This window comes from Burkholderia sp. AU30198 (assembly GCF_020419825.1).
Classification (GTDB): Bacteria; Pseudomonadota; Gammaproteobacteria; order Burkholderiales; family Burkholderiaceae; genus Burkholderia.
Genome location: NZ_JAIZSA010000001.1, coordinates 1,076,065 through 1,097,059, shown reverse-complemented (window position 1 = coordinate 1,097,059; position 20,995 = coordinate 1,076,065). Strand labels below are relative to the sequence as shown.

Here is a 20,995-nt window from a genome sequence, read left to right as displayed (position 1 = left end):
GCACAGTGTGTCGTCGGTGTACGACAACGATGTGCTTGCCGCAGATTTGTCGCGCCGACGACACAAAAATGCAGCGAAATGTCGATTGTCTCGGATGACGGAACATTTAATGGACTATAAAAAGATTGTTCGATCCGATTTGTGCGCGTACATTTCAGGTCCGCGCCAATGTTTGAGAAATATCAAGCGTGGTTTTCCCGAATCCGGTGTTCGAGAGAAGGAAACATGCACAACGACAACACCCCCCACTCGCGTCGCTCTGGCGACGCATCCGTAACTGGCATCACACGGCGTCAATGGCTGCAGGGCGCACTGGCGCTGACGGCGGCGGGCCTCACAGGCTCGCTGGCGTTGCGGGCCCTGGCTGACGATCCCGGCACCGCGCCGCTCGATACGTTCATGACGCTCTCCGAAGCATTGACCGGCAAGAAAGGGTTGAGCCGCGTGCTCGGCCAGCGCTTCCTGCAGGCCTTGCAGAAGGGCTCGTTCAAGACGGCCGACAGCCTGCCGCAACTCGCCGGCGCACTCGCGTCCGGTTCGCTGAATCCCGATCAGGAAGCACTCGCGCTCAAGATTCTTGAAGCGTGGTATCTCGGTATCGTCGACAACGTCGTGATTACCTATGAAGAAGCATTAATGTTCAGCGTCGTATCCGATACGCTCGTGATCCCGTCGTATTGCCCCAACAAACCCGGCTTCTGGGCCGACAAACCGATCGAGAGGCAAGCCTGATGGCCGATACCGATACGCAGAAGGCCGACGTCGTCGTCGTCGGGTCGGGTGTCGCAGGCGCGATCGTTGCACATCAGCTCGCGATGGCGGGCAAGTCCGTGATCCTGCTGGAAGCCGGCCCGCGCATGCCGCGCTGGGAAATCGTCGAGCGCTTCCGCAACCAGGTCGACAAGACCGATTTCATGGCGCCGTACCCGTCGAGCGCGTGGGCGCCGCATCCTGAATACGGCCCGCCGAACGACTACCTGGTCCTGAAGGGCGAGCACAAGTTCAACTCGCAGTACATCCGCGCGGTGGGCGGCACGACGTGGCACTGGGCCGCGTCGGCGTGGCGCTTCATCCCGAACGACTTCAAGATGAAGACCGTGTACGGCGTCGGCCGCGACTGGCCGATCCAGTACGACGATATCGAGCATTACTACCAGCGCGCCGAAGAGGAACTCGGCGTGTGGGGCCCGGGCCCCGAGGAAGACCTGTACTCGCCGCGCAAGGAGCCGTACCCGATGCCGCCGCTGCCGTTGTCGTTCAACGAGCAGACGATCAAGAGCGCGCTCAACGGCTATGACCCGAAGTTCCACGTGGTGACCGAGCCGGTCGCGCGCAACAGCCGCCCGTACGACGGCCGGCCGACTTGTTGCGGGAACAACAATTGCATGCCGATCTGCCCGATCGGCGCGATGTACAACGGCATCGTGCACGTCGAGAAGGCCGAGCAGGCCGGCGCGAAGCTGATCGACAGCGCGGTCGTCTACAAGCTCGAGACCGGGCCGGACAAGCGCATCACCGCCGCGGTCTACAAGGACAAGACGGGCGCCGACCACCGCGTCGAAGGCAAGTACTTCGTGATTGCCGCGAACGGCATCGAGACGCCGAAGATCCTGCTGATGTCCGCGAACCGCGATTTCCCGAACGGCGTCGCGAACAGCTCGGACATGGTCGGGCGCAACCTGATGGATCACCCGGGTACCGGCGTGTCGTTCTACGCGAACGAGAAGCTGTGGCCGGGCCGCGGCCCGCAGGAGATGACGTCGCTGATCGGTTTCCGCGACGGTCCGTTCCGCGCGACCGAAGCCGCGAAGAAGATCCACCTGTCGAACATGTCGCGCATCAACCAGGAAACGCAGAAGATCTTCAAGGGCGGCAAGCTGATGAAGCCCGCGGAGCTCGACGCGCAGATCCGCGACCGTTCCGCGCGTTTCGTGCAGTTCGACTGCTTCCACGAAATCCTGCCGCAACCCGAGAACCGCATCGTGCCGAGCAAGACGGCCACCGACGCGATCGGCATCCCGCGCCCCGAGATCACGTATGCGATCGACGACTACGTGAAGCGCGGCGCCGTGCACACGCGCGAGGTCTACGCGACGGCCGCGAAGGTGCTGGGCGGCACCGAAGTCGTCTTCAACGACGAGTTCGCGCCGAACAACCACATCACGGGCGCGACGATCATGGGCGCGGATGCACGCGACTCGGTCGTCGACAAGGACTGCCGCACGTTCGACCATCCGAACCTGTTCATCTCGAGCAGCTCGACGATGCCGACCGTCGGTACGGTGAACGTGACGCTGACGATCGCGGCGCTCGCGCTGCGGATGTCGGACACGCTGAAGAAGGAAGTCTGACCGTGCGGAAATCTACTCTCACCTTCCTCCTCGCCGGTTGCCTCGCGCTGCCGGGTCTCGTACGCGCGGCCGATGCGGCCGATCCGGCGCTGGTCAAGCGCGGCGAATATCTCGCGGTCGCGGGCGACTGCATGGCGTGCCACACCGCGAAGGGCGGCAAGCCGTTCGCGGGCGGTCTCGGCATGCCGATCCCGATGCTCGGCAAGATCTACACGAGCAACATCACGCCCGATCCCGACACGGGCATCGGCAACTGGTCGGCCGAGGACTTCGAGCGCGCGGTGCGTCACGGGGTGTCGAAGAACGGCGACAACCTGTATCCGGCGATGCCGTACGTGTCGTACGCGAAGATCAACGACGACGACGTGCAGGCGCTGTACGCGTACTTCATGCACGGCGTCGAACCGGTCAAGCAGGCGCCGCCGAAGAACGAAATCCCCGCGCTGCTGAGCATGCGCTGGCCGCTGAAGATCTGGAACTGGCTGTTCCTGAAGGATGGCGCGTACGAGCCGAAGCCGGCGCAGAGCGCCGAATGGAACCGTGGCGCGTATCTCGTCCAGGGTCTGGCTCACTGCAGCACGTGCCACACGCCGCGCGGCATCGCGATGCAGGAGAAGTCGCTCGACGAGACGGGCGGCAGCTTCCTGTCGGGCTCGGTGCTCGCGGGCTGGGACGGCTACAACATCACGTCCGACGCCAATGCAGGGATCGGCGGCTGGACGCAGCAGCAGCTCGTCCAGTACCTGCGCACCGGCAGCGTGCCGGGTCTCGCGCAGGCGGCCGGCCCGATGGCCGAGGCGATCGAGCACAGCTTCTCGAAGATGACGGAAGCCGACATCGGCGCGATCTCGACGTACATCCGCACAGTGCCGGCCGTCGCCAATGGCGACGCGAAGCAGTCGCGCGCGTCGTGGGGCAAGCCGTCCGACGACGGCGAGAAGCTGCGCGGCGTGCCGCTGGCAACGTCGGGCATCGATCCGACGCGGCTGTATCTCGGCAACTGTGCGACCTGCCACCAGATGCAGGGCAAGGGCACGCCGGACGGCTATTACCCGCCGCTGTTCCACAACTCGACGGTTGGTGCGTCGAATCCGACCAACCTCGTGCAGGTGATCCTGAACGGCGTGCAGCGCAAGGCAGGCAGCGAGGACGTCGGGATGCCGGCGTTCCGTCACGAGCTGTCGGATGCGCAGATCGCCGCGCTGACGAACTACCTGACCGGGCAGTTCGGCAATCCGGCCGCGAAGGTGACCGAGCAGGACGTCGCGAAGCTGCGTTGATGCGGTACGTGACGAAGCAGGGCGATAACTGACAAGAGGAGGAGCACAGCACATCGGGTTGTTGCCCGATGCCGGTTGTTGCAGAGCGGGGCGGGCGGCGCAGGCGGCCGCCCGTCCTGGTTCATTCGCAATCCGGTGCGCCGGGGCTGTTTCAGCGACGCGCATCGTTTTCGTTGATCGACACCATGACACCGAATCAACCGTTTCTCGCGTCCCAGCGCGATGTGCTGCTGCTGCTTGCCCGGATCCTGCTCGTGATCCTGTTCGTGATGTTCGGCTGGAAGAAGATCATCGACTTCCCCGGGACTATCGCGTTCATGGGTTCGGAAGGCGCGCCCGCGCCGATCATCTCCGCTGCAATCTCCGTCGTGATGGAGCTGTTAGTGGGGATCGCGATCCTGGTCGGCTTCCAGACGCGGGCGCTTGCGCTGCTGCTGGCGCTCTACACGATCGGCACCGGCATCATCGGCCACCATTACTGGACGATGACGGGCGGCGAGCAGATCAACAACATGATTCATTTCTACAAGAACATCGCGATCTCCGGCGGCCTGCTTGCGCTTTGCGCGGCGGGCCCCGGGCGTTTTTCGATCGATCGCGGATAAGCGGACCCGGGGCGCGCGCATGGGGCGCGCGCCGGACGGTCGAGACTTCGAGGGGGCATCATTTTGCGACTCAAACATTTCGCATGGCTGATCGCGGCCGCCACACCGGCGGCCGCTTTTGCACAGACGAGCGTGACGCTGTACGGCCGCGTCGACGGCGGCATCGAATACCTGAACCACATCGCGAAGCCGAACGGCGGCAGCGGGACCCGCTGGAGCGCCGAAAGCGGCGATTGGGGCACCAGCATGTTCGGGCTGAAGGGCATCGAGGATCTCGGCGGCGGGCTGTCGACGGTCTTCAACCTGGAAACCGCGTTCCAGGTGATGAACGGCCAGACGGGCGGCGGCCGCATGTGGTCGCGGCGTGCGTACGTCGGGCTGAAGAGCAACACGTGGGGCCAGCTGCAGGCCGGCCGCAACCTGTTCATCGACAGCGACGGCGTGTGGGAATTCGACCCGTTCGTGCAGCAGGCGTTTTCGTCGGCATCGCTCGTGCGCGGTCGTAACTGGCAGCAAACCAGCAACAACATCGAGTATCACAGCCCGGTGATCGGCGGCTTCGACGTGCAGGCGCAATACGCGTTCGGCAACCAGTCACGCGGCTTCAACTACGGCGCGGCCGACGATTTCGGCCGCTCGGACGGGATCATGATCTCGTACCACTCGCCGTTGCTCGACGTGCGCGGCATCTACGACGAACTGCGCGACAACAACGGCAAGTTCAGCAACATCTTCACCGCGTCACGCGAGTATTTCGTCGGGGCGAACGTGAAGGTGTCGAAGTTCAAGATCCAGGGCGCGTATACGCACTACCAGGCACCGGACAGCCCGGCCGGCGTGGCCGATCGAGCCGATCACTACTGGCTCGGCGCGACCTATTCGGCGACCCCGCAATGGGCCGTGACGGGCGGCGGGTACTACGTGAAGGTGGGCGACGGCGGTGGCGATGCGTCGCACGATCCGTCGGGGCACGCGATGATGTACGTGCTCGGCACCACGTACAACCTGTCGAAGCGCACGTTCCTGTACGGCACGGTCGCGTATGTGCGCAACGGCGGCAACTCGAACTTCTCGCTGCTCGCGACGCCGCGCGACGCGACGTCGGGGACGAGCCCGTTGACGGGCGAGTCGCAGACGGGTGCGTATGTCGGGATGATGCATACGTTCTGAGCGGGGCGGTTACGTGACCGGTACGCAACGCACGGGCGGTGGCCGCTCGTGCGTTGTTGCGTTTACGGTGTGTGACTGCTGCCGGTCAGAACACGCAAGCGTCGGTCGTGGTCGGCGTCGCGAACGGCCCGCCAAGCGTCGCGTTGTGATGCGCGACGATCCGCTCGGCCGGCAGTTCCGGCGTATCCATGCAGGTGTGCGCATCGGTCACGAGCACCGCACGAAAGCCGTGATCGGCGGCCGCACGGCACGCCGTGTCGACACAGTACTGGGTCTTCATTCCTGCGATGACGATCTCGCCGATGCCGGCCTCGCGCAGCCATTCGGCGAGCCGCGTACCGGCGAAGCTGCTCGACTGCGCCTTGTCGAACACGATGTCGCGCGTCGTATCGATCGCGAGCTCCGGCACCAGCGCGGTCAGCGGAGAACCGGGCGCAATCGGCGAGCCGGCGGGCCCGGTATGCCGGACGGCGAACACCGGCGCACCGGCTTCATGCGCGCGATCGATTAACCGGTTGATGTTCGCGAGCACGCGTTCGCCGTCGTACGGACGCTCGGGGCCGTGAAACAGGCCGACCTGCATGTCGATGACGAGCAGTGCGCGTTTCGGGGATGAGACTTCGGGCATGGTGTTTCTCCTGAGTGACCGATGCGGACGGAGAAACGACAAGACCCCGTCCGGAACCGGCGGGGCCTGTGAGGTGAGGGATGGCGCTACGACCTTGCGCGCACTCGCCGCACGAGCCCGCCGAAGGCGGTCGTGCGCGTCGTGGTCGAGGAGGAGGTCGTGATGTGGCGCATGGAGCGATCATGCCCGATGCGCGCGCACCAAGTCAATCGCGCATCGGGCATCAGCCGCCGGTCAATCGAGCGCCTTCCCGGCCTTTTCATCCATGCAGCGCACGGCGAGCAGCGTCATCGCGCCACACCCGATCGCGTACCACGCAGGCGCATTCGGATTGCCGGTCGCGGCGATCAGCCACGTGACGAAGAATTGCGCGAAGCCGCCGAAGATCGCGACGCCGATGCTGTACACGAGCGCGCCGCCGGTGGCGCGTACCGCACGCGGGAACAGTTCGCCGAGCATCGCACCCGTCGCGCCGATGTTGATCGCGTGCACGATCGACAGCGCGGCGATGATCGACAGCAGCGAGGTGGCGCCCGGCCAGCGGTTCAGCGCGATGAACGCCGGGTAGATCGCGGCCATCAGCACGATGCGCGTCCACCAGACGATCCGGTTGCGCCCGTAGACGTCGGACAGGTGGCCGCCGATCGGCGTCACGAGCATCAGGATCGCACCGGCGACGCAGCCGGCCGTCATCGACAGCCAGGTCGGCAGGTGCAGCACCTGCACGCCGTAGATCGCCATGTAGAACACGATGATGTAGTGGATCGACGTGCCGCCGATCGTCACGCCGAGGCCCGCGAACACGGCCTTTCCGTGATGGCGCAGCACGGCGGCGAGCGGCAGCGAGGCGACCGGCTCGTCATGCGTGGCGGCGGGCGCGGCGGCCGGTACCTCCTCGACCGTGCGGCGTAGCCAGTAGCCGATCGGCACGAACAGCGTGCCGATGATGAACGGCACGCGCCAGCCCCAGCTTTCGAGCTGCGCGGCAGTCAGCGTCGATGTCAGCGCGACGCCGGTCAGCGCACCGGCGAGCGCGGCGAGCCCCTGGCTCGAGAACTGGAACGACGCGTAGAAGCCGCGACGATGCTGCGGCGCCTGTTCGAGCAGCAGCGTCGTCGATGCGCCGACTTCGCCGCCCGACGCGAACCCTTGCAGCAGGCGCGCGAGCACGAGCAGCAGCGGCGCGGCGAGGCCGATCTGCGCGAAGGTCGGCGCGACCGCGATCGTCGCGGTGCCGAGCGCCATCAGCAGCAGCGTGAGGATCATCGCTTTCTTGCGGCCGGCGCGGTCGGCATACATGCCGATCACGAGCCCGCCGAGCGGGCGCGTGACGAAGCCGACGCCGAAGCTCGCAACCGCGAGCATCAATTGCCCGAACGACGAATGCACGGGAAAGAACAGCTTGCCGATCAGGATCGCGAAGAAGCTGTAGACCGTGAAGTCGTAGAACTCGAGCGCGTTGCCGACGGCGGCGGCCGCGATCAGCCGGCGTTTCTTCGCGGCGGCGCGTGCATCGGCCGGCGTGCCGGCGAACGAAAGGGCGGACGTTTCCATGTGGGGCTTCCCCGGTTGGCGCGGAACGATGGGATGAAGGGCTGTCAGGCCGCGAGCCAGGCTTCGGCGATGCGAACCCAGTAGCTCGCGCCGATCGCGAGGATGTCGTCGTTGAAGTCGTAGCCGGGGTTGTGCACCATGCAGCCGCCCTTGCTGCCGATCCCGTTGCCGATGAATGCGTAGCAGCCGGGGCGCGCTTCGAGCATGAACGCGAAATCCTCGCTGCCCATCAACGGCGCGGCATCGGTTTCGACGCGCTCGGCGCCGAGCATCTGGCGCGCGATGTCGGCCGCGAGCGCGGTCGGCTCCGCGTGATTGACGAGCACCGGGTAGCCGTAGTCGTAGTCGACTTCCGCCGTGACGCCGAAGCTTTCCGCCTGGCCTTTCGCGAGCGCTTCGATGCGGCGCGCGAGCAGCGCGCGCACGTCGGCGTTCAGCGCGCGCACCGACAGCTTCATCACGACGGTTTCGGGAATGATGTTGAACGTCTCGCCGGCCTGCACGCTGCCGACGGTGATCACGGCCGCATGCTGCGCATCGACCTCGCGTGCGACGATCGTCTGCAGCGCGACCATGATGCTGCCCGCGGCCGACATCGGATCGCGCGCGAAATGCGGCATCGCGCCGTGGCCGCCGACGCCGCGCAGCGTGATCGTCACGCGGTCGGCCGACGCCATCGCGGCGCCGGTGCGGAACGCCATGTCGCCGGCCGCGCGGCCCGGCATGTTGTGGATCGCGAAGATCGCGTCGCACGGGAAGCGGTCGAACAGGCCGTCGTCCATCATCGCCTTCGCGCCGCCGAAGTTTTCCTCGGCCGGCTGGAAGATCAGGTTCAGCGTGCCGGAGAACTGGCGCGTGGCCGCGAGGTGGCGCGCCGCGCACAGCAGCATCGCGGTGTGGCCGTCGTGGCCGCACGCATGCATCTTGTTCGCATGGCGGCTCGCGTACGGCAGGCCCGTGGCCTCCGCGAGCGGCAGCGCGTCCATGTCGGCGCGCAGCCCGACCGTGCGCGTGCCTTGCCCTTCGCGCAGCACGCCGACCACGCCCGTCTTGCCGATCCCTCGATGCACTTCATAACCCCAGCCGGTGAGCAGCTCGGCGACGAGATCGCTCGTGAGCGTTTCCTCGAACGCGAGCTCGGGGTGAGCGTGGATGCGGCGGCGTACCTCGACCAGCTCGGGTGCGATAGCGGCGATGCCGGGGATGACGGGGTTCACGGCTTGCAGCATGGTGTCTCCTGTGGGGCAGGTGGGGCGTTTGACGCACATATGACGAGCAAGCATATAAATTTCTTTTGTGTACCAGAAGCTGATAAATTGCTTTGGTGCTCACCACCGGTTGCCGCTCGGGAATACCCTGAGCCGGCGTGTGCCGCGCAGCACAGGGTTTCCACGGATCACGCATTGCCGCCATGAAATACCATCAGCTGAAAGCGTTCGTCACCGTCGCGGAAGAGGGGAGCATTCGCGCGGCCGCGCGGCGCCTGAACGTGTCGCCGGCGGCGCTGACGAAGGCGGTCAAGGAGCTGGAGATCGCGCTCGGCGTGTCGCTCGTCGTGCGCACCGCGCGCGGCGTGCAGCTCACCGCGTTCGGCCAGCAGTTGCAGGTGCGCGCGCGGCTGATCGTCGCCGAAATGCAGCGCGCCCGCGACGACATCGAGCAGGCGCAGGGCGCGATGACGGGCTCCGTCGCGGCGGCGATCACGCCGGCCGCCGCGGTGACGATCCTGCCCGATGCGTTTCGCGCGTTCCGGCGCCGCTTTCCGGTGGCGCGCGTCAACCTGGTCGAAGGGTTTCCGGGCGTTGCGCTGCCGCGCCTGCACGACGGCTCGCTCGATTTCGCGGTGGCCGTCGTCGTGCCCGAACTGCTGGCGGCTGAATTCGATCACGCAGAACTCTATGCAAGCCGATCGCTGATCGTCGCCCGCAAGGGGCATCCGCTCGCGTCGGCCACCTCGCTCGCCGATCTCGTCGAGGCCGACTGGCTGATGAACCCGTCGCCGGAAAGCTCGACGCAGGTGCTGTTCAATTCGTTCGTCGCGTACGGGCTGCCGGTGCCGGCGCGCGTCGTCGAATGTCCGAGCTTCGGGCTCGCGCACAGCCTGATGACCGGTTGCGACCTGATCGCATCGATGCCCGAGCAACTGCTGCAGGGCGAGTGGGCGCGCGACCAGCTCGCGGTGCTGCCGATCCGCGAGCGCTTGCCGGGCGTCTCGGTGCAGGTCATCACGCGTCGCGACAGCCCGCTGACGCCGGCCGCGGCGATGCTGCTCGACTGCCTGCGCGATTCCGCGCGGCGCAAGGGGCTTCGATGAACCGGTGCCCGCGGTTGGCGACCGTCATTGCATCGTTATCCTGACGATCAAGTGCGTGACGCTGTCGTCGTCCGGCGGGCACGTGGCTTGCGCAGCGGGCACGCCATTCCGGCGCATACCGCGCGAGCCGGTATCATAGCGGCCGGCCCGCCGCTCCGGCCGGCCTCCAACAACATCGCCATCCGGCATCCAGCAATCAGAGGCATTTCATGACCAGTGCAACCCAATTCGACAACGTATCGGTCGTCAAGCGCGCGAACGTCTATTTCGACGGCAAGTGCGTGTCGCATACCGTGCTCTTCCCGGACGGCACGCGCAAGACGCTCGGCGTGATCCTGCCGTGCGCGCTCAACTTCGGCACCGATGCGCCCGAATTGATGGAAGTGCAGGCCGGCAAGTGCCGCGTGAAGCTCGACGGCAGCAGCGAATGGCAGACCTACGGCGCCGGCGAATCGTTCTCGGTGCCGGGCAAGAGCCGCTTCGACATCGAAGTGCTCGAGACGCTCGATTACGTCTGCAGCTACCTGTAACACGCAAGCGCGCAGCAAAAGAAAAAGCCCCGCCGAAGCGGGGCTGGTCGCAAGCGGATGGCACCCAGGCCATCCGGAGCGCCTGTTCTCTTTACAGGCAGGCGTTGATGTCGCCGGCCGACGATGCATCGCCGCCGCGGAAACCGACCCAGGTCTTCGCGTTGCCGGCGTTGGCCGGGCGGACCACTGCGGCAGCGCCGTTCGGCGGCTGCTGGCCCGGCGCATACACGGCCATTGCGAGGCCGTTTGCCAGTTCATACTGCGACGTCACTTGTTGTTGCGACTTGTCGGCCCACGTCTTGGCGATGCACTGCGCCACTTGATCGGCGGGCTTTTGGCTTTGTCCCACATTCTGCAGGGCAGAATCGGCTGCATGAGCAGAAAATGCCACGGTCAATGCGATGAGCGGTAGGAATTTAGCGTTCACGTTATCTCCCTCGAGTCGTGATTGATTGAGTGGGATGCGCAGCAGGACTGCGTAACAGTGAGATCGCATCAGGCGAGCACGGTTCCGGCTATTCCGAAACAAGTTGTTAACGCGCTTGCCAAATGGCGGCTGCGATGCAGTGCACTTTGCTGCGGCACGGCATGCGTCGTGTGCGGCACGACGTCATGCGCTGCGTGGTCGGCGCGCTGCCCGGTCGTGTGGTGACGTGACGGTCGCGGCGAACGGCATGTGTCTGCATGCCGTGCCGAGACTCTTTATTTGATCGCGAAGTGGAATGGCTGATTGGTGGCCCCGTCGCATGAGCACCATGATGACAAACTTTCGTCCGTCGAATTGTTAACCAACTTTAAACACGGGAAGCGGCGAAATGCGATGCGGCACGCGAGGGGCGTGCCGCATCGTCCGGAAGCGGTAACGCGAGCGGGTCGTGCGCGGCGAGGGTGCCGCGCAGCGCAGTGGGTCAGCCGGCCTTGCGCGTGCCGATGTCGCGCAGGTTGGCCGGGACGACCGGGCGGAAGCGCTCGCGCTTCTGTTCGTCGTCGAAGTGCTGGAGCGCGGGCTTGATCAGGTCGCTGCGCGACACGATGCCGGTGATGCGCATCGATTGCTCGTCGGCGACCACCGGCAGGCGCTCGAGTCCGAGCATCGCGAGCCGCGACGCGACGACGCGGCAGGTTTCGTGCGCTTGCGCGACGGCCGGCGCGCGGTTGACGAATGCGCCCGAAATCGGCGTGTCGGCCGTGGCCTGCGCGCGCTGCGCGTCGAGCGTCGCGCGATCGACGAGACCGAGCAGGCGGCCGTTCTGCACGACCGGGTACGCACGGTGCGACTGCTTCGCGCCGAAGTACTGCGACTCGACAGTAGCGAGCGTCGCTGCGCCGTCGATCGCGACGAGCAGGTCGGCCGACGTCATCACTTCGCCGATGTCATGCCGCTCGAGCGGATCGACGCCGTACTCGCGATAGATGTGATAGCCGCGGCGCGCGATCTTCTCCGTCATGATCGAGCGCTTCATCACGATGGTCGCGAAACCGTGCGCGACGAGCGTCGCCGCGAGCAGCGGCAGCAGCGCGTTGGCGTCGTGCGTGAGGCCGAACGCGAACACGATCGCGGTCAGCGGGGCACCGAGCGTCGCGCCGAGCGTCGCGGCCATGCACACGAGCGGCCACAGCGCCGGGTCGCCGCCCGGCAGCATCGGCGACAGCACGGTGCCGAGCCCGGCGCCGAGCATCAGCAGCGGGGCGAGCACGCCGCCCGACGTGCCCGAGCCGAGCGCGATCACCCACATCACGGCCTTCACGATCAGCAGCGCGAGCGCGATCTTCAATGCGATGTGCTGATGCAGCAGGTCGCCGATCACGTCGTAGCCGACGCCGAGCGCGCGCGGCTCGAGCCAGCCGCCGATGCCGATCACGATCGCGCCGAGCGCGGGCCACCACATCCAGTGCACCGGCAGCTTCGCGAAGGTGTCCTCGACGCGATAGAGCGCCGCCGACAGGCCGCATGCGAGCATGCCCGACAGCAGGCCCGCGACGATGCACGACAGCAGCGCGACGGGCGTCGGCGCGGCCGTGGTCAGCGGAAACAGCGGATCGACGCCGAAGAACACGGCGCGGGCGAAACCGGCCACCGCGCAGGCGAGCGCGACCGGCAGGAAACTGCGCGGACGCCATTCGAACAGCAGCAGTTCGACCGCGAGCAGCACGGCGGCGACCGGTGTGCCGAACACGGCCGTCATGCCGGCGGCCGCACCGGCGACGAGCAGCGTTTTACGCTCGGCGGCGGTCACGTGCACGCACTGTGCGATCAGCGAGCCGAGCGCGCCACCCGTCATGATGATCGGGCCTTCGGCGCCGAACGGGCCGCCGCTGCCGATCACGACGCCGGACGACAGCGGCTTGAGGATCGCGACCTTCGGTGACATGCGGCTCTTGCCGAACAGGATCGCCTCGATCGCTTCGGGAATGCCGTGGCCGCGGATCTTTTCGGAACCGAAGCGCGCCATCATCCCGACGATCAGCCCGCCGATCACCGGCACGACGATCACCCACGCGCCCAGCGTGTTGTTCGCGGGCGAGCGGTCGGCGAACGAGAACTGCTGGTAGAAGAACAGGTTCGTGAACAGATGGATCAGGCTTAACAGCACGAATGCGGCCAGCGTGCTGAGCAGGCCGATCCCGGCGGCAAGCAACGCGATCCTGGGCAGGCGGTCGTTGGTCGCGAAATCGCGTTTGTGTGGTGCGTTCATCGGAGTGGAAAGAGCAGGGGTCAGTAATCGATCTGGGGGACCTGGAACGCGTCCTTGAGCGACTTCAGCTCGGCGCGATGCATGGCCGCGAGGCGGGCGAGCAGCGTTTCGCCGGCTTGCTCGAGGTGGACCTCGACCTGGCGGCGGTCCGCTTCGCTCGTCTTGCGCTTCACGAGGCCGAGCGCTTCGCAGCGCGTGACCAGCGCGACGACGCCGTGATGCTGCGCCTGCAGGCGTTCCGCGAGTTCGCCGATGGTTGCCCATTCGCGATGGGGGTAGCCCTTGATGTGCAGCAGCAGCAGGTATTGCAGCGGCGTCACGCCTTCGCTTTGCGCGGCGCGTTCGGAGAAGCGCTCGAAGCGGCGCATCTGGTAGCGGAACTCGGACAGTTGCTGGAAATCGCTTTTCGCCAGCGCGCGTCGGGTATCGTTCATCGAGGTCGGTCGGACAGTCAGTTTGGGTAGCGAGAAATATATCACAACATGATATAAATGGCCGAATTCATGCGAAATGAATGCATTTCGCGTGGCTCTGGCTGTTACATGGCGTTACGTGCGCCGCGTGCGCTGCATGCGTTATGCGGCCTCGCGTATTTGCGTCTGCCGATAAAGGCCCGTGACGAGATCCGTCTGCGTAATGATTCCGACGAGCCGGCGCGATGCATCGACGACCGGAATGTGGTGGTGGCCCGAATGCGTAAACAGCGGAACGAGCGCAGTGATCGGCATCGTTTCCGGCACGCACGCGACGTCGCGCGTCATCACGGTGGCGACGCTCGCCGGCTGGCCGCCGAACGATTGCGGCAGCTGCGCGGACAGGCGTTGCCAAAGCGGGGTCGGACGGCGCAACTGGCGCGTGAGGTCGGCGCGCGTGACGATGCCGGTCAGGCGGCCTTCGCCGTCGACGACGGGCAGCGCCTTCACGCGGTGGCGATCGAGCAGCGTGAGCGCGGCCGCGATCGACGTCGACGGCGCGACTTCGATCGCATTCTTCGTCATCAGGTCGGCGCACGACAGCTGGCCGAACGTGCGCGTATAGGCCTGCATCTCGGTTTCGCGCAGCAGCGCTTCGAGATCGTCCGGATCGACGTCGAGCCATTCGCCGCGGCGCTTCAGCACCGCGTCGAGGTCGCCGCGCGTGAAGCCGCCGCGCGCCGGTGCGGCGCCGCCTGCCTGCGGTTTCGCGTCGGGACGCACGCCGCCGTGCGGATAGCGATGCCCGGTCAGCGCGTGATAGGCAAGCGCGGCTGACAGCAGGACGGCCGATTGCAGTGCGATCGGCTCCAGCACGAAGCTGAACCCGAGCGAATGGATCGCCGGGCCGCCGACCACGGCCGTGAGCGCGACGGCGCCCGACGGCGGGTGCACGCAGCGCAGCACGAACATGCCGCCGATCGCGCACGCGATCGCGACCGCGGCGGCCGTGATCGGATCGGCGATCCATTGTGCGCACGCGACACCGACCGTGGCCGCGACGAGATTGCCGCCGATGATCGACCACGGCTGCGCGAGCGGGCTGGCCGGCACCGCGAACAGCAGCACGGCCGATGCACCCATCGGCGCGACGAGCAGTGGTACGAGGCCCGGCACGCCGGGCAGCAGCCGCATCGTCACGCCGACCGTTGCGATGCCGACGAGCGCACCCGTGCACGAACGCAGGCGCTCGCGCCAGCCCAGCGACATCGGATGGGGAATGAAGCTGTGCAGCCATTGCCGCAACGTGCGGCGCGACGAAGGAGAGCCTGACGACATGGACGGTAAGCGGTAAAGATGACAGCGCGGATGCGCGCAGTGACAAGCGGCGAATTATATCGCGTCGTGATACAAATTGTCGCATCGCATCAAGCCGTTGCATGCGCGCGACGGGCCTGTCTTGCAAAAACCTTTCATCCGATGAAAGTTTGCAGGCCGGACAAACGCGCAAATTTGTCTGCAGCGGCGTACAATTCGGGCCACTGAATCCCCCGTCATGCCAGAACCACGTACGCGATGCCCGCTCTCCCGCCTTTCCCCCGGCACGGTGATCGATTCGACGTGGTTCGCGGCTGCGTTCCGTTTTTCATCTGACGCGAGCGCTGCCAACCCCTCCCCACTGACTCTCCCCAAGCCAATTCAATGGACATGCTCGAAAACATGCGCCTGTTCGTGCGCGTTGTCGAAGCCGGCAGTTTTACTGCGGTCGCGAAGGAAATCGACGCGACCACCGCGCAGGTGTCGCGCGCGGTATCGAACCTCGAAGCGCACGTACAGACGCGGCTGCTGCATCGCACGACGCGCCACCTCGGCCTCACCGAAAGCGGCGAACGCTATTTCGAGCGCGCGAAATCGATCCTCGCGGAAATCGACTACGCGAACGCGGAGGCGCGCAACGCCCTGCTGCGGCCGAGCGGCAAGATGCGCATCCATGCGATGACGGGGCTCGGACAGAGTCATGTCGTGTCGTCGATCGTCCGCTACCAGGAGGACAACCCCGACGTGTCGGTCGAGCTGACGCTCGCCCAGCGGATGCCGAATCTCGTCGAGGAGGGCTACGACGTCTCGATCGTGACGGCGTCGCAACTGCCCGATTCGGGCTATGTCGCGCAGACCTGCGGCACGAGCTGCAGCGTGCTCGTCGCGTCGCGCGAATACCTGGCGCGCCACGGCACGCCGCAGTCGCCCGACGAATTGCCGAACCACGTATGCCTGCGCCTCGATACGCCCGCATCGCCGGCCAGTGAATGGCGGCTCGAGCGCAGCGATGGCGAGGAGGCCGTCTACGAACTGCAGCCCGCGCCGTTCCAGGTCAACGTGCCGGACGCGCTGTGCGTCGCGGTGCGCGCCGGGCGCGGGATCGCGTGCGTCGCGCTGTATACGGTGCTCGACGACATTCGCGAAGGGCGGCTGATTCGCGTGCTGCCCGAGTATCGGCTGCAGACGGTGAGCGTGTACGCCGTCTACGCGACGCGCCGCTATCTCGACGCGAAGATCCGCACGTTCCTCGATCACCTGCGCACGACGCTCACGCCTGCGCTGGAGAACGACCTGCGCGAACTCGACCGGCTGACGACCGAACAGACGCCGGGCGGCCGCAAGCGCGCGTGACGATCCGCGCGGGCGTGCGCCGCGCGGGCTGCACGGGCCGCACGGGCCGCGGCGATAGTCATGCGCGCGGCGCGATGCGGATCCGCTCGAAGCGTCCGGCGAGCCACGCGTAGGCGGCAATGCCGAGCAGCCCGTGCGCGGCGACGAACCATAATGCGCCGGCAAACGAACCCGTGCTGGCGACGAAGTAGCCGATCACGAGCGGCGTGACGATCCCGGCGATGTTGCCGAGGCCGTTGAACACACCGCCGCTCAGGCCGACCATGCCTTCCGGCGCGGTATCGGCGAGCACGGCCCAGCCGACCGCCGCGAGCCCCTTGCCGAAGAACGCGACCGTCATCAGTGCGATCACGATCGCGTTCGACGACGCGCCGTTCGCGAGCACGAGCAGCGTCGCCATCGCCATCCCCACGACGAACGGCGTCTTGCGCGCCTTCGACGGATGCATGCCGCGCCGGATCAGCCAGTCCGACAGCACGCCGCCGAGCACGCCGCCGAGCACGCCGCCCGTGAAGCCGCAGAGCGCCGGCAGCGCGGCGACCCAGCCGGCCTCCATGATCGTCATCCCGCGCCCCTTGATCAGGTAGATCGGAAACCACGTGATGAAGAAGTAGGTGAGTGCCGTGATGCAGTACTGGCCGATGTAGATCGCCCACAGGTTCCGATGGCGGAACAGTTGCGACACGTCGTGCCACGACACGCGCGGCCGGTGGCGCACCCGGTTCGCTTCGAGATCGACCAGCGCGCCGTGCGCGCGCAGGTAGTCGCGCTCCGCGTCGCTCACACGCGGGTGGCCGTGCGGCTCGCGATACCACGCGAACCACAGCGCGGCGAGCGCGATGCCGAGCATTCCCATCCACAGGAACACGTGTTCCCAGCCGAGCGCATGCGTGAGCCAGGCCATCGCGGGCGTGAACAGCACGACGGCCATGTACTGCGCCGAATTGAACAGCGCCGACGCCGTGCCGCGTTCGGCGGTCGGGAACCAGCACGCGACGATTCTCGAATTGGCCGGGAACGCCGGCGATTCGACGAGGCCGAGCATGAAGCGCATCACGAACAGCGCGAGCGTGGCGGCCGCCCCCTGCACGGCGAGCCAGCCGACCGTCCCCTGCAGCATCGTGAAGACCGACCACAGCAGCAGGCTCAGGCCGTACACGCGCCGCGCGCCGAAGCGGTCGAGCAGCCAGCCCCCCGGGATCTGGCCGATCGCATAGGCCCACGCGAATGCGGAAAAGACGATGCCGAGCTGCATGGGCGTCAGCCCGAGGTCGTGCGCGACGCCGGTGCCGGCGATCGACATCGTCGCGCGATCCGCATAGTTGATGACGGTGACCGCGAAAATCAGCGCGAGGACCGCATAGCGGACGCGGCCGATCGTGCGCGAGGCGGCGGGCGACGCGGCGAGGGCAGCGCCGCTGGATCGATTGGGCATGCGTGTCTCCTGGCCTCCGTCGTGCGGAGGCATCCGGTGTTGTAACGGGTGGCCGCCGTGCGGCGTGCGGATCAGCTCGTGACGCTGGTCGGCGGGCGCTGGCCTGCGAAGCACGCGGCGAGGTTGGCGAGCACGATCCGCCCCATCTCTTCGCGCGTTTCGCGCGTCGCGCTCGCACGGTGCGGCTGCACGACGACGCGGTCGAGTTCGAGCAGCTCGGCCGGCACGTGCGGTTCGTTCGCGAACACGTCGAGGCCGGCACCGGCGATCGTGCCGTCGGCGAGCGCGCGAATCAGCGCGGTTTCGTCGACCAGCTTGCCGCGTGCGACATTGATCAGGAATCCTTGGGGGCCGAGCGCGGCGAGCACGTCGGCCGTCACGAGCACGTTGCCGTGATCGGCCGATGCCGCGATCACGAGCACGTCGCTGTCGCGCGCGAGCGCAGCGAGGTCGGGCACGTAGCGATAGCCGCTGTCGCGATGCTCGCGCGGGCCGAAGTAGCTGACGGGCATCCGGAATGCCTGCGCGCGTTGCGCGATCGCGCGCCCGACGCGGCCGAGCCCGACGATGCCGAGCCGCTTGCCGGTCACCTGGGTCGCGAGGGGCTGGGCCGTCTTGCCCCAGCGGCCGGCGCGCACGATCCGCTCGCCGGTGCCGAGGTCGCGCAGCGTCATCAGGATCAGCCCCAGCGCCATGTCGGCGACGTCGTCGGTCAGCACGTCAGGTGTCGTCGTCACGTGGATGCCGCGCGCCCGCGCGCGGTCGAGATCGACGGCGTCGGTGCCGATGCCGCTGATCGCGACGATCTCGAGCGCGGGCAGCCGGTCCATCAGCGCGGCGGACAGGCCGTTCGCGCCGCCGGTCACGACACCGCCAATGCGCGCGGCCACGCGATCGAGCAGCGCGTCCGGTTGCCCGGCCGCATACAGCCGGTGCACCGCGTAACGGGCGGACAGTTCGGCGTCGATCGCGTCGGGGAGCGGCTGGGTGAGCAGGATGTCGATGGTCATGAAAGGAAGGTCTCGGTCGTCGTGCGCGGCGCGGGCCGCGCATCAGGTGCAACCGAGTATAGAAATCGGATCGATATGCGTCTAACATCAAAAGGCTATCGATTGATTCAGGAATTGGATGATTGAACTGCACCAGCTTCGCTGCTTCGTCGCGGTGGCCGAGGAACTGCATTTCGGTCGCGCGGCCCGGCGGCTCTTCATGACGCAGCCGCCGCTCAGCCGGCAGATCCAGCTGCTCGAGCATGCGCTCGGCATCGCGCTGCTCGAACGCAGCAGCCGGCAGGTCAGGTTGACCGCGGCCGGCGAGCGGTTCCTGCGCGATGCGCGGCATATCCTCGAATTCTCCGCGCGGGCCGAGCAGGCCGCGCAGCGCGTCGCACATGGCGGTGCCGGCCGCATCACGCTCGGCTTCACGGCGGTCAGCGCGTACCGGATGATCCCGATGCTGCTGGCGCACGCCGCGCACGCGCTGCCGGACGTCGACATCGAATTGCGCGAGATGGTGTCGACCGTGCAGATCGATGCGCTTGCGTCGCGGATGCTCGACGCGGGCTTCGTGCGCCAGCGGGCCGCGCGCCAGCCGCTCGAATACCGGCTGGTGCAGCGCGAGCCGATGCTGGTCGCGGTCGCGGAGGGCGCGCCACTCGCGGCGTGCGAGCGCATCGGCCCCGACGAGCTCGACCGGCAGCCGTTCATCGCATATTCGCCGAACGAGGGGAAATACTTCCACGACCTGATTTCGGGCCTGTTCGCGAACGCGGGGCGGCTGCCGAACTACCTGCACTACGTCGGGCAGACGCATACGATCCTCGGCCTCGTGCGTGCGGGGCTGGGTGCCGCACTCGTACCGGCGTCGGCTCGCGAGCTGCATGTCGACGGCGTGGTGTTCCGGCCGCTGGCGGGCGCCGACGTGGCGGCCGAGCTGTATCTCGCATGGCGCGCGGACAACGACAACCCGGCGCTGCCGGTGTTCAACGCGATGGTCGAGCAATTCCTGCCGGGAAGCGCGGACGACGGCCGCGCGTGAATGCCGGCGGCGGGGCGCGGCACGCGCCAGCCTCGTGTCGATAAGTCGGTTGTCTGACGATTGACGGGGTGGCCCGTCGACAGCGGGATACCCCATTCGCGGGCGCTTCAACCTCCTCGTAGCGCCTTTTCTGATACGGGTTACGGCGTTTCTGCCCCGCATTTCCTGTCGCTCGACAGGGGGAAACCCTCATTCCGGATTCATCGGTCGTCGTATTACTGTATCGATACACTAAATCGATACAGTTGCGCTGCGATGCGCACAAGCAAAGGAGACGGCCCATGAATACCCTGACCCGGCGGCGTTTTCTGCAGACGGCGTCCGTCGCCACGCTCGCGGCCGCAGGCGGCTTGCCCGGCGTGGCGCGCGCGCAGCCTGCGGTGACGCTGCGCTGCTCGTCGTCGATGCCGGCCGACCAGAACGCCGCGCACTACGTGTGGTACGAGCGTCTGGCGGCGAACCTGAAGGCGAGCGTCGGCGACGCGATTCGCGTCGACTACTTTCCGAACAGCCAGCTCGGCAAGGAGAGCGACGTCGCGCAGCAGGTCAAGATCGGCGCGATCGACATGATGATCGCGGGCTCGTCGATCTGGGCGACGGTGGCGCCGGAACTCGGGATGCTCGATCTCGGCTATCTGTTCGACAGCTATGCGCATGTCGCGAAGGTGCTCGACGGCCCGGTCGGGGCAAGCCTGAACGCGCTGCTGCAAAAGCGCGCGGGCTGCTCGGTGCTGACCTGGGGCTCGCATTTCGGCGGGCGCTGCGTATTCACGAAGCAACCCGTGCTCGCGCTGCAGGGGCTGAAGGGCACGAAGCTGCGCGTGCTGCCGACGCCGGCATTCATGGACACCTTCAAGGCGATGGGGGCGGTGCCGACGCCGATTCCGTTCGGCGAGCTGTACATGGCCGTGCAGACGGGCGTCGTCGACGGGCTCGAGCACGATCCGGCCACGGTACTCGCGAGCAAGTTCGACGAAGTGGTGAAATCGTGCTGGCAATCGCATCACGTGTTTGCCGCGATGACCGTCGTGATGGGGCGGCGCGCGCTCGACCGGATTCCGGCGAACCTGCGGCCCGCGTTCGATCGCGCGGTGGCCGACGCCACCGCGCAGCAGCGCGCGATTGCCGCGCAGAAGGCCGACCAGGCCGAGCAGGCGCTGAAGCAGCACGGCATGAGCTTCCATCCGCTGGCGGCGGCCGAACGCACGGCGTTGCGGCAGACGATGCACGACCGGCTCTATACGGCATTCGCCACGCAATATCCGGCGACCGCGCCGCTGTTTCCGGCGATTGCCGCCGTGCGGGGCTGAAC

At 66.9% G+C, this 20,995-nt stretch carries 19 protein-coding genes; 10 read left to right on the top strand and 9 right to left on the bottom strand.

What is annotated here, in order from left to right:
* The first annotated feature begins 225 nt into the window (after positions 1–225).
* From LGN19_RS04785 to LGN19_RS04765, 5 genes are all read left to right on the top strand, one after another.
* Positions 226–732 (top strand): sorbitol dehydrogenase family protein, encoded by a 507-nt coding sequence (locus LGN19_RS04785; RefSeq protein ID WP_226213414.1) that lies wholly within the window; start codon positions 226–228, stop codon positions 730–732.
* Positions 732–2,351 (top strand): GMC family oxidoreductase, encoded by a 1,620-nt coding sequence (locus LGN19_RS04780; protein WP_122947283.1) that lies wholly within the window; start codon positions 732–734, stop codon positions 2,349–2,351. The genes LGN19_RS04785 and LGN19_RS04780 overlap by 1 nt, the downstream gene beginning before the upstream one ends.
* Positions 2,352–2,353: 2 nt before the next feature.
* A complete protein-coding gene (locus tag LGN19_RS04775; RefSeq protein WP_226213413.1) occupies positions 2,354–3,631 on the top strand; it encodes a c-type cytochrome in 1,278 nt (425 codons plus the stop codon).
* 185 nt (positions 3,632–3,816) lie between these two features.
* The gene (locus LGN19_RS04770; RefSeq protein ID WP_226213412.1) at positions 3,817–4,236 is read left to right on the top strand and encodes a DoxX family protein; all 420 of its coding nucleotides are present in this window, start codon (positions 3,817–3,819) and stop codon (positions 4,234–4,236) included.
* Between the two features lie 63 nt (positions 4,237–4,299).
* Positions 4,300–5,406: a porin gene (locus tag LGN19_RS04765; RefSeq protein ID WP_122947280.1), complete on the top strand. Its 1,107-nt coding sequence runs from the start codon at positions 4,300–4,302 to the stop codon at positions 5,404–5,406.
* 85 nt (positions 5,407–5,491) lie between these two features.
* Here the strand turns inward: LGN19_RS04765 and LGN19_RS04760 are convergent, their stop codons facing one another.
* The 3 genes from LGN19_RS04760 to LGN19_RS04750 form a co-directional block, all read right to left on the bottom strand.
* Positions 5,492–6,034 carry a cysteine hydrolase family protein gene (locus tag LGN19_RS04760; protein ID WP_226213411.1) on the bottom strand — a complete coding sequence of 181 codons (543 nt, stop codon included), beginning with the start codon at positions 6,032–6,034 and terminating at the stop codon, positions 5,492–5,494.
* Between the two features lie 234 nt (positions 6,035–6,268).
* Complete coding sequence (locus LGN19_RS04755; protein WP_174956163.1) at positions 6,269–7,588, bottom strand: MFS transporter; 1,320 nt, start codon at positions 7,586–7,588, stop codon at positions 6,269–6,271.
* A 44-nt stretch (positions 7,589–7,632) separates the two neighbouring features.
* Entirely contained in the window at positions 7,633–8,817 is a 1,185-nt protein-coding gene (locus tag LGN19_RS04750; RefSeq protein ID WP_226213410.1) for a M20 aminoacylase family protein, read from the bottom strand.
* A 182-nt stretch (positions 8,818–8,999) separates the two neighbouring features.
* Between LGN19_RS04750 and LGN19_RS04745 the strand changes: the two genes are divergently transcribed.
* Entirely contained in the window at positions 9,000–9,902 is a 903-nt protein-coding gene (locus LGN19_RS04745) for a LysR substrate-binding domain-containing protein (RefSeq protein WP_122947276.1), read from the top strand.
* A gap of 209 nt (positions 9,903–10,111) precedes the next feature.
* A complete protein-coding gene (locus LGN19_RS04740; protein WP_006478890.1) occupies positions 10,112–10,432 on the top strand; it encodes a pyrimidine/purine nucleoside phosphorylase in 321 nt (106 codons plus the stop codon).
* Positions 10,433–10,523: 91 nt separating this feature from the next.
* Here the strand turns inward: LGN19_RS04740 and LGN19_RS04735 are convergent, their stop codons facing one another.
* From LGN19_RS04735 to LGN19_RS04720, 4 genes are all read right to left on the bottom strand, one after another.
* On the bottom strand, positions 10,524–10,859 hold the full coding sequence (locus LGN19_RS04735; RefSeq protein WP_122947275.1) for a hypothetical protein: 336 nt from the start codon (positions 10,857–10,859) through the stop codon (positions 10,524–10,526).
* A 481-nt stretch (positions 10,860–11,340) separates the two neighbouring features.
* Positions 11,341–13,128, bottom strand: a complete 1,788-nt coding sequence (locus LGN19_RS04730) for a chloride channel protein (RefSeq protein ID WP_226213409.1) — start codon at positions 13,126–13,128, stop codon at positions 11,341–11,343.
* Between the two features lie 20 nt (positions 13,129–13,148).
* Entirely contained in the window at positions 13,149–13,562 is a 414-nt protein-coding gene (locus tag LGN19_RS04725) for a MarR family winged helix-turn-helix transcriptional regulator (RefSeq protein ID WP_043184389.1), read from the bottom strand.
* Positions 13,563–13,703: 141 nt separating this feature from the next.
* The gene (locus LGN19_RS04720) at positions 13,704–14,879 is read right to left on the bottom strand and encodes an HPP family protein (protein ID WP_226213408.1); all 1,176 of its coding nucleotides are present in this window, start codon (positions 14,877–14,879) and stop codon (positions 13,704–13,706) included.
* A 363-nt stretch (positions 14,880–15,242) separates the two neighbouring features.
* On the opposite strand from LGN19_RS04720, the gene LGN19_RS04715 reads away from it, so the two are divergent.
* On the top strand, positions 15,243–16,211 hold the full coding sequence (locus LGN19_RS04715) for a LysR family transcriptional regulator (protein WP_043184393.1): 969 nt from the start codon (positions 15,243–15,245) through the stop codon (positions 16,209–16,211).
* A 58-nt stretch (positions 16,212–16,269) separates the two neighbouring features.
* Here the strand turns inward: LGN19_RS04715 and LGN19_RS04710 are convergent, their stop codons facing one another.
* Both LGN19_RS04710 and LGN19_RS04705 read right to left on the bottom strand, forming a co-directional pair.
* Positions 16,270–17,646, bottom strand: coding sequence for an MFS transporter (locus LGN19_RS04710; protein WP_226213407.1), 1,377 nt, complete (start codon positions 17,644–17,646; stop codon positions 16,270–16,272).
* Between the two features lie 71 nt (positions 17,647–17,717).
* Positions 17,718–18,656: a 2-hydroxyacid dehydrogenase gene (locus LGN19_RS04705; protein ID WP_226213406.1), complete on the bottom strand. Its 939-nt coding sequence runs from the start codon at positions 18,654–18,656 to the stop codon at positions 17,718–17,720.
* 118 nt (positions 18,657–18,774) lie between these two features.
* Between LGN19_RS04705 and LGN19_RS04700 the strand changes: the two genes are divergently transcribed.
* Entirely contained in the window at positions 18,775–19,683 is a 909-nt protein-coding gene (locus LGN19_RS04700; protein WP_043184397.1) for a LysR substrate-binding domain-containing protein, read from the top strand.
* A 281-nt stretch (positions 19,684–19,964) separates the two neighbouring features.
* Positions 19,965–20,993 carry a TRAP transporter substrate-binding protein gene (locus LGN19_RS04695; protein ID WP_122947270.1) on the top strand — a complete coding sequence of 343 codons (1,029 nt, stop codon included), beginning with the start codon at positions 19,965–19,967 and terminating at the stop codon, positions 20,991–20,993.
* The last annotated feature ends 2 nt before the right edge of the window (positions 20,994–20,995 follow it).

Bases quoted from the DNA above. Each gene is read 5' to 3' on its own strand.
- LGN19_RS04785 (WP_226213414.1), top strand. From the start codon at position 226: ATGCACAACGACAACACCCCCCACTCGCGTCGCTCTGGCGACGCATCC.
- LGN19_RS04780 (WP_122947283.1), top strand. From the start codon at position 732: ATGGCCGATACCGATACGCAGAAGGCCGACGTCGTCGTCGTCGGGTCG.
- LGN19_RS04770 (WP_226213412.1), top strand. From the start codon at position 3,817: ATGACACCGAATCAACCGTTTCTCGCGTCCCAGCGCGATGTGCTGCTG.
- LGN19_RS04760 (WP_226213411.1), bottom strand. From the start codon at position 6,034: ATGCCCGAAGTCTCATCCCCGAAACGCGCACTGCTCGTCATCGACATG.
- LGN19_RS04755 (WP_174956163.1), bottom strand. From the start codon at position 7,588: ATGGAAACGTCCGCCCTTTCGTTCGCCGGCACGCCGGCCGATGCACGC.
- LGN19_RS04750 (WP_226213410.1), bottom strand. From the start codon at position 8,817: ATGCTGCAAGCCGTGAACCCCGTCATCCCCGGCATCGCCGCTATCGCA.
- LGN19_RS04745 (WP_122947276.1), top strand. From the start codon at position 9,000: ATGAAATACCATCAGCTGAAAGCGTTCGTCACCGTCGCGGAAGAGGGG.
- LGN19_RS04740 (WP_006478890.1), top strand. From the start codon at position 10,112: ATGACCAGTGCAACCCAATTCGACAACGTATCGGTCGTCAAGCGCGCG.
- LGN19_RS04730 (WP_226213409.1), bottom strand. From the start codon at position 13,128: ATGAACGCACCACACAAACGCGATTTCGCGACCAACGACCGCCTGCCC.
- LGN19_RS04725 (WP_043184389.1), bottom strand. From the start codon at position 13,562: ATGAACGATACCCGACGCGCGCTGGCGAAAAGCGATTTCCAGCAACTG.
- LGN19_RS04720 (WP_226213408.1), bottom strand. From the start codon at position 14,879: ATGTCGTCAGGCTCTCCTTCGTCGCGCCGCACGTTGCGGCAATGGCTG.
- LGN19_RS04715 (WP_043184393.1), top strand. From the start codon at position 15,243: ATGGACATGCTCGAAAACATGCGCCTGTTCGTGCGCGTTGTCGAAGCC.
- LGN19_RS04710 (WP_226213407.1), bottom strand. From the start codon at position 17,646: ATGCCCAATCGATCCAGCGGCGCTGCCCTCGCCGCGTCGCCCGCCGCC.
- LGN19_RS04705 (WP_226213406.1), bottom strand. From the start codon at position 18,656: ATGACCATCGACATCCTGCTCACCCAGCCGCTCCCCGACGCGATCGAC.
- LGN19_RS04700 (WP_043184397.1), top strand. From the start codon at position 18,775: ATGATTGAACTGCACCAGCTTCGCTGCTTCGTCGCGGTGGCCGAGGAA.
- LGN19_RS04695 (WP_122947270.1), top strand. From the start codon at position 19,965: ATGAATACCCTGACCCGGCGGCGTTTTCTGCAGACGGCGTCCGTCGCC.